This is a genomic window from Streptomyces sp. McG3 (assembly GCF_018619185.1).
GTDB lineage: Bacteria > Actinomycetota > Actinomycetes > Streptomycetales > Streptomycetaceae > Streptomyces.
Genome location: NZ_JAAXYC010000083.1, coordinates 21,194 through 28,605, shown reverse-complemented (window position 1 = coordinate 28,605; position 7,412 = coordinate 21,194). Strand labels below are relative to the sequence as shown.

Sequence of the window (7,412 nt, the reverse complement as noted above, 5' to 3'; positions counted from 1 at the left end):
GCCCCACCGGCCGGTACGCCACCGGCCGCGACACCCTGTTCCTGACCGACCACGAGCGCACCGACCCCTGGGTGCCGGCCGCCGGGCCGCGCCAGTTGCTGGTGTCGCTGACCTACCCGGCCCGCCCGCGCACCGGCGGCGACCCGGCCCCGTACATGGCGGAGGAAGAGGCGCGGCTGATGCTCGCGCAGCGCGGTCTTGAGGACGTCGTGCCGCCGGAGCTGGTCAGCGGTACCGGCACCCATGCCCGTACGGCGGCCCGCCCGGCCCCGGGACGCTTCCCGCTGGTCCTGCTCTCCCCCGGCTTCGGCACACCCCGGGCCACGCTGACCGGGCTCGCGGAGGAACTGGCGAGCCGGGGTTACGTCGTGGCGACCGCGGACCATCCGTACGAGTCGACCGGTACGGAACTGCCCGACGGGCGGGTCCTCACCTGTGCGGCCTGCGACACGGTGGACGCGCAGCCCGACGAGGCCGCGCGGAAGAAGGTCCTGGCCGCCGTCTCCACCGGGCGGGCCGCCGACTTCTCGTTCCTGCTGGACCGGCTGACCGGCCCGGACCCGGCGTGGCGGCACGCACGGACGATCGACCCGCACCGGGTGGGCATGGCCGGCCACTCCATCGGGGGCAACGCGGCCTCCTCCACGATGGCCGCCGACCGCCGGGTGGACGCGGGGGTCAACCTGGACGGCACGTTCTTCGATCCGGTCGCCGCACGAGGGCTGGGCGGGCGGCCGTTCCTGATGCTGGGCACCGACCCCGGGCACGGTCCCGGCTCCGACACGTCCTGGGACGACGCCTGGGACCGGCTGGACGGCTTCAAGCGGTGGCTGACCGTGCGGGACTCCGGGCACTTCACCTTCACGGACACCCCGGAGATCGGTGAACAGCTCGGCATCGAGGACCCGGACGCGCCGCTCTCCGCGGCCCGCTCGACCGCGATCACCCGGAGCTATGTGACGGCGTTCTTCGACCGGAGCCTGCGCGGCCGGCCGGCCCGGCTGCTGAACGGCCCCACCCCGGCCAACCCCGAGGTCCTCTTCCAGCGCCCCTGACCGGACGCGGAACACGACAGCGCCCTCGGACCACGTTCCGTACGTGGTCCGAGGGCGCTGTCAGGACGGCCGGGGCCGAGTGACCCTAGGCGGTGACGGGCACCGCGCTCTTGGGCTCCGCGTCGCGGACCTCGTCCCGGTCGCTGTCACCGAAGGAGTCGATCGGGGAGGACGAGGCGGAGTTGTACGCGTCGTGGTCGAGGATCTTCTCCCGGGCCGAGACGATCACCGGGACCAGCGCCTGGCCGGCCACGTTGGTGGCGGTGCGCATCATGTCCAGGATCGGGTCGATGGCCATCAGCAGGCCGACGCCCTCCAGCGGGAGGCCCAGCGTGGACAGGGTGAGGGTCAGCATGACCGTCGCACCGGTGAGACCGGCGGTGGCCGCCGAGCCGATCACCGAGACGAAGGCGATCAGGAGGTAGTCGCCGATGCCCAGCTGCACGTCGAAGATCTGCGCGATGAAGATCGCCGCCAGCGCCGGGTAGATCGCGGCGCAGCCGTCCATCTTGGTGGTCGCGCCGAACGGGACGGCGAAGGAGGCGTACTCCTTCGGAACGCCGAGGCGCTCGGTGACCCGCTGGGTGACCGGCATGGTGCCGACCGAGGAGCGGGAGACGAAGGCGAGCTGGATCGCGGGCCAGGCGCCCTTGAAGAACTGGAGCGGGCTGACCTTGGCGACGGTGGCCAGGAGCAGCGGGTAGACGCCGAACATCACCAGGGCGCAGCCGATGTAGACGTCGGCGGTGAAGGTCGCGTACTTGCCGATGAGGTCCCAGCCGTAGTCGGCGATGGCGTAGCCGATGAGGCCGACGGTGCCGATCGGGGCGAGGCGGATGACCCACCACAGGGCCTTCTGGAGCAGCTCCAGGATCGACTGGCTGAGGGCGAGGATCGGCTTGGCCCTGTCGCCGAGCTTGAGGGCGGCGATACCGGCGACGGCGGCCATGAAGACGATCTGGAGCACGTTCAGCTCGGTGAACGGCGTGATCACGTTGTCCGGGACGATGCCGGTCAGGAAGTCGATCCAGCTGCCCTTGGTCTCGGAGAGCGCGCCGTCCTTCGGCGTGAGGCCGGTGCCGGAGCCCGGGTTGGTGATCAGACCGATCGCGAGGCCGATGGCGACCGCGATCAGCGAGGTGATCATGAACCAGAGCAGGGTGCGGGTCGCGAGCCGGGCGGCGTTGTTGACCTGGCGCAGGTTGGTGATCGACACGAGGATCGCGAAGAAGACCAGCGGGGCGACGGCCAGCTTCAGCAGCTGGACGAAGAGCGAGCCGATCTCGTCGAGGGTGGTGACGAGCCAGCCGAGGTCCTGGCTGCGGGCCAGCCAGCCGAGCAGCACGCCGAGGACCAGACCGGCGACGATCTGGGCCCAGAACGGGACCCGGGGTATGCGGAAACCGGGGCCGGAGCCGGTGGGCTCCTCGGCCTCGGGGGCGGCGGACGCGGGGTTCGCGGACACGGACACACTCCAACTGGGGACGCATCGGGACGCACGGATCCATCCGTGCGGTCGTGCGGTGGAACGGGGACGGGGTCGCGGCGCCCGCGTCGGGGGCGGCGCCGCTGCATGATGCCGTATCAGACCTCGCGGCAACAGACCGCGGACATACAGCGGCAGAGATCGACATGCAGGCGCGCCACGAGCGGGATGCTCGCGGCGTGACGGAGGCGCGCTGCTGTCTTCACGTCGAATACGTTAACACTTGAACTTTGGGAACCTCAAAGCCTTTCTTTGGCTTCCCGGCAGAGGTCCGCCGAGCGGGAATGGCTGGAAAGCGGCGCAAAAGAGCGGAGAACGCCGCGGACCCCGGTGCTGGAGCCTGTCGGCTCCCGCCCGGGGTCCGGCGGAGAAGGGGTGCGCGCGGCGCGCGTGTGTGAGGAAGCTTACGTGGCGCCTACAGGCGCTACTGGACCGCGTCCTCGCGGGTGCGGTTGGCGTCGAGGCGCGCCTTGGTGCGGTCGACGGTGGAGACGATCTGCTCGGACATCTCGTCGCGCTGCTTGCGCAGCAGCACGTAGCTGAGCGGGGCGGAGAGCAGGAGACCGAGGAGGATCACCCAGACGACGTTGGAGCCCCCGAGCCCTGCGGGCACCAGCCCAAAGTGGACGGCGACACCGGCGGCGAGGAAGCAGCCGACGAAGATCAGCAGGCGCAACGCCGTGTAACGGATCAACGCGCTCGGCTTGGCAGCGGACACGGCTGGCCCTCTCTCTTCCCATGGACTCTCGACACGCTTCTGCCCGTCCAGTGAAGCATGGCCCGAATTCTCTCGGTTCAGAGGGTTCCCGGGCCCGGCGGACCCGGCACGATCCGCGCCGCGGACCTCACAGCCGGAGCAGCATGACGATGTCGTCCCGGTCGTCGTCGGGGGCGACCCGGATCGCGTCCGGCACCCGGCCGACCTCCTTGTATCCGCAGGCGGCGTAGAAGCGGTCGGCGCCGGTGCCGCCCCGGCAGGTGAGGCGGATCGCCTCGACGCCCTCGACGGAACGGGCGGCGTCGGCGGCGGTGGCCATGAGGTCGCGGCCGTACCCCTTGCCCTGGTGACGGGGGTGGACCATGACGGTGTAGAGCCACAGCCAGTGCCGCATCAGCCGGTGGTCGTTGAGGGTGAGGAAGGCGGTGGCGGCGACGGCGCCCTCCTCGTCGCGGCCGACGAGCAGCCGGGCGCGGCCCTGCTCGATGGCCACGAGGTGCTTGAGCAGGTCGGGCCGGATCTCCTCGGCCGTGACGGGCGGAACGAAGCCGACGGCTCCGCCCGCGTTGCTGACATCGGCCCAGAGGGCGGTGATGCCGTCGCGCAGGGCGGGGGTGAACGAGGGATCCAGCTCGAAGGTAAGTGCCATATGGGCACAGTAACCATTACAGCCCGCACGGCTCAACCCTGTCCGAAACGCGAGAAAGCCCCGGCCGGGGACGGCGGCCGGGGCTTTGGTCCGGTGCGGGATCGGACCGGGCGGGCGTCAGACGCGCATCGGCTGCGGCGACTCGCGACGGTCCGCCTCGGGACCCGGGTACTCGCGCAGGATCTCGTACCGGGTGTTCCGCTCGACCGGCCGGAAACCGGCGTCGCGGATCAGGTCCAGCAGATCCTCGCGGCCGAGCTTGTTCGGCGTGCCGAAGTCGTCGGCGTCGTGCGTGATCTTGTACTCGACGACCGAGCCGTCCATGTCGTCCGCACCGTGCTGGAGCGCGAGCTGGGCGGTCTGCACACCGTGCATCACCCAGAACACCTTGACGTGCGGCACGTTGTCGAAGAGCAGCCGGGAGACCGCGAAGGTCTTCAGCGCCTCGGCGCCGGTCGCCATCGTGGTGCGCGCCTGGAGCTTGTTGCGGACCTTGCCGTCCTTCATGTCCACGAAGTCGTGCTGGTAGCGCAGCGGGATGAAGACCTGGAAGCCGCCGGTCTCGTCCTGCATCTCCCGCAGCCGCAGCACGTGGTCGACGCGGTGACGGGGCTCCTCGATGTGCCCGTACAGCATCGTCGCGGGGGTCTTGAGCCCCTTCTCGTGCGCGAGGCGGTGGATGCGCGACCAGTCCTCCCAGTGGGTGCGGTGGTCGACGATGTGCTGGCGGACCTCCCAGTCGAAGATCTCCGCGCCGCCGCCGGTCAGCGATTCGAGGCCGGCCTCGATCAGCTCGTCGAGGATCTCGGAGGCCGAGAGGCCGGAGATCGTCTCGAAGTGGTGGATCTCCGTCGCCGTGAACGCCTTCAGCGCGACGTCCGGGAGGGCTTCCTTCAGCGCGCTGAGCGAGCGCGGGTAGTAGCGCCACGGCAGCGTCGGGTGGAGTCCGTTGACGATGTGCAGCTCGGTGAGGTTCTCGCCCTCCATCGCCTTGGCGAGGCGGACGGCCTCCTCGATGCGCATCGTGTACGCGTCCTTCTCGCCCGGCTTGCGCTGGAACGAGCAGTACGCGCACGAGGCGGTGCACACGTTGGTCATGTTGAGGTGCCGGTTGACGTTGAAGTGCACCACGTCGCCGTTCTTGCGCGTGCGCACCTCGTGCGCAAGCCCGCCCAGCCACGCCAGGTCGTCGGAGGCGTAGAGGGCGACCCCGTCCTCGCGGGTCAGCCGCTCGCCGGCCCGGACCTTCTCCTCCAGCTCGCGCTTGAGTCCCGCGTCCACTAGGGCGCCTCCCATATCTCCGTGTATCAGACTCCGACCAACCGTACGCCTACGACTCCTCGGGGAGTTCTCCGACCCGGTTCTCCCACTTGGTGGAGAGCACGATCGTCGTACGCGTCCGGGAGACGCCCTTCGTACCGCTGAGGCGGCGGATCGTCTTCTCCAGACCGTCCACGTCGCCGACGCGGACCTTCAGCATGTACGAGTCGTCGCCCGCGATGAACCAGGCGTCCTCGATCTCCGCGAGGTCCTTCAGCCGGCGCGCCACGTCCTCGTGGTCGGCCGCGTCCGAGAGCGAGATCCCGATCAGCGCGGTCACGCCGAGCCCCAGCGACGCGGAGTCGACGGTGGCGCGGTAGCCGGTGATGACCCCGGCGGTTTCCAGCCGGTTGATGCGGTCGGTGACGCTGGGCCCGGAGAGCCCCACGAGCCGTCCCAGCTCGGCGTACGAGGCCCTGCCGTTCTCCCTGAGGGCCTGGATGAGCTGCCTGTCCACCGCGTCCATATGACTGAAGCCTTCCATTGTTCAGCAGTACCGCGAGTTTACGTGTAGAATCTAAGGCATGTGGGGCTGACGCCCTGCAAATCTTCTAGAACATCCAAGAAACGCTTTCGAATCTTCAGGAGTGAACTTCACCGTGTACACGATCGAGATGGCCTACGCCCGGATGCGCGAGCTGCAGGACCTGGCCAACCGCTCGCGTGCCCACCAGCCCGCCGCCGCGCACCGGGTCGACAAGACCCGCGCCCCGCGCGCGCACAAACAGCGCTGACCAGGGCCTACCGGTCCTGACGAGGGTCTCGGGAACCGCCACCGAGCTCTCCTTCCCAACGGCGGTACAGCCGGTGCGGTACGCCTCCCGCGTCCAGCACCCGCCCCGCGACGAAGTCCACGAGATCCTGGATGTGCGTCGCACCCGCGTAGAACGCCGGAGAGGCGGGCAGCACGATCGCGCCCGCCTCGTCCAGGGCCACCATCTGCTTCAGCGTCTGGCCGCTCAGCGGAGTCTCGCGCACCGCGACGACCAGCGGGCGGCGCTCCTTGAGCGTCACGCTCGCGGCCCGCTGGAGCAGGTCCTTCGACAGACCGAGCGCCACTCCGGCCACACAGGCCGTCGAGGCCGGCACGATGAGCATCCCCTTCGCCGGGTACGACCCGGAGGAAGGCCCGGCCGCCAGATCACCGGCGGGCCAATGACGTACGCGCTCCAGCTCCGCGTCCCCGACCGCGAACGCGTCCGGCTTCCCGTCGGCCCCCCGCTCCAGCCAGGTCCGCAGGTCCTCGCGCCAGTGCCCGTCCCGGAACGCGATGCCGGTCTCGTCCAGCAGCGTGAGCCGCGAGGCCCGGCTCACCACCAGGTCCACACTCTCGCCCGCCGCCAGCAGCCCGCGCAGAACGGCTGCCGCGAACGGGGTCCCCGAAGCACCGGACACCCCGACAATCCAAGGCCGCCGCTGCTGATGAGTCACTGAAGTCCTGGATTCCACACCTGCGAGCCTATCCGGCACGCCCTCGCGCCCGGCACCCGGAACCGGGCGGGCGCCGCAGACGTTCACCGGGTGACGGGCAACCGGGGGCAGGGGCAGACCATGGGCGACTACTGGACCACCGACCGCACCACGGGCAACGGCACCACCGGCGGTGCGCGGGCCCTGACCGCCGGGCTCCTGATGGCGGGCTGGGTGGCGCTGCTCTGGATCCTCGAAGGGATCGACACCGCCACGGGCAACGCCCTGGACACCTACGGCATCAGCCCGCGCGAGGCGGCGGAGCTGCGGGACGTGGTGCCCGCCGCGTTCCTGCACAGCGGCTGGGAGCACCTGGCCTCCAACAGCGTCCCGCTGCTGGTCCTCGGCTTCATCGCCGCCCTCGCGGGGCTGCGCCGGTTCGCCGCCGTCGTCGTGACGATCATCCTGGTCAGCGGCCTCGGCGTCTGGCTGACCGCCCCGGCGAACACCGTGACGCTCGGCGCGTCCGGCGTGGTCTTCGGGCTGCTCGGCTATCTGCTGGTCCGCGGCTTCGTGGACCGCCGCCCCTGGGACGTCCTCATAGGCGTCGGCGTCGCCGTGGTCTACGGCTCGCTGCTGTGGGGCGTCCTGCCGACCGACTCGGGCGTCAGCTGGCAGGGCCACCTGTTCGGGCTGGCCGGCGGGGTGGCGGCGGCCTTCCTCTTCCGCCGCCCGCGCCGCGCACCGGACAACCTGGTCACGGTCTGAGAGGCC

At 70.5% G+C, this 7,412-nt stretch carries 9 protein-coding genes; 3 read left to right on the top strand and 6 right to left on the bottom strand.

All coding sequences use genetic code 11. The features are described from left to right. Positions 1 to 1,055 (top strand): alpha/beta hydrolase (locus HET64_RS16170; protein WP_215106167.1); only part of this gene is annotated, 1,055 nt, incomplete at its 5' end. A gap of 85 nt (positions 1,056 to 1,140) precedes the next feature. Here the strand turns inward: HET64_RS16170 and HET64_RS16165 are convergent. The 5 genes from HET64_RS16165 to HET64_RS16145 form a co-directional block, all read right to left on the bottom strand. Beyond that, positions 1,141 to 2,520, bottom strand: coding sequence for a dicarboxylate/amino acid:cation symporter (locus HET64_RS16165; protein ID WP_215106165.1), 1,380 nt, complete (start codon positions 2,518 to 2,520; stop codon positions 1,141 to 1,143). A 445-nt stretch (positions 2,521 to 2,965) separates the two neighbouring features. Continuing rightward, the gene (locus tag HET64_RS16160) at positions 2,966 to 3,259 is read right to left on the bottom strand and encodes a DUF4229 domain-containing protein (protein WP_215106163.1); all 294 of its coding nucleotides are present in this window, start codon (positions 3,257 to 3,259) and stop codon (positions 2,966 to 2,968) included. Positions 3,260 to 3,386: 127 nt separating this feature from the next. Then, positions 3,387 to 3,908, bottom strand: coding sequence for a GNAT family N-acetyltransferase (locus HET64_RS16155; RefSeq protein WP_215106161.1), 522 nt, complete (start codon positions 3,906 to 3,908; stop codon positions 3,387 to 3,389). A gap of 117 nt (positions 3,909 to 4,025) precedes the next feature. Next, the gene (mqnE, locus tag HET64_RS16150; RefSeq protein ID WP_215106175.1) at positions 4,026 to 5,189 is read right to left on the bottom strand and encodes an aminofutalosine synthase MqnE; all 1,164 of its coding nucleotides are present in this window, start codon (positions 5,187 to 5,189) and stop codon (positions 4,026 to 4,028) included. Positions 5,190 to 5,238: 49 nt separating this feature from the next. Further along, the gene (locus HET64_RS16145; protein ID WP_073746151.1) at positions 5,239 to 5,694 is read right to left on the bottom strand and encodes an Lrp/AsnC family transcriptional regulator; all 456 of its coding nucleotides are present in this window, start codon (positions 5,692 to 5,694) and stop codon (positions 5,239 to 5,241) included. A 121-nt stretch (positions 5,695 to 5,815) separates the two neighbouring features. Here HET64_RS16145 and HET64_RS16140 point away from each other — a divergent pair, with 121 nt between their 5' ends. Beyond that, complete coding sequence (locus HET64_RS16140; RefSeq protein WP_215106177.1) at positions 5,816 to 5,962, top strand: hypothetical protein; 147 nt, start codon at positions 5,816 to 5,818, stop codon at positions 5,960 to 5,962. A gap of 7 nt (positions 5,963 to 5,969) precedes the next feature. On the opposite strand, the gene HET64_RS16135 is transcribed toward HET64_RS16140, so the two are convergent. Next, positions 5,970 to 6,659 (bottom strand): UbiX family flavin prenyltransferase, encoded by a 690-nt coding sequence (locus HET64_RS16135; protein ID WP_215106159.1) that lies wholly within the window; start codon positions 6,657 to 6,659, stop codon positions 5,970 to 5,972. Positions 6,660 to 6,779: 120 nt separating this feature from the next. Between HET64_RS16135 and HET64_RS16130 the strand changes: the two genes are divergently transcribed. Beyond that, positions 6,780 to 7,406 (top strand): rhomboid family intramembrane serine protease, encoded by a 627-nt coding sequence (locus HET64_RS16130; protein WP_215106173.1) that lies wholly within the window; start codon positions 6,780 to 6,782, stop codon positions 7,404 to 7,406. Positions 7,407 to 7,412 lie beyond the last annotated feature (6 nt).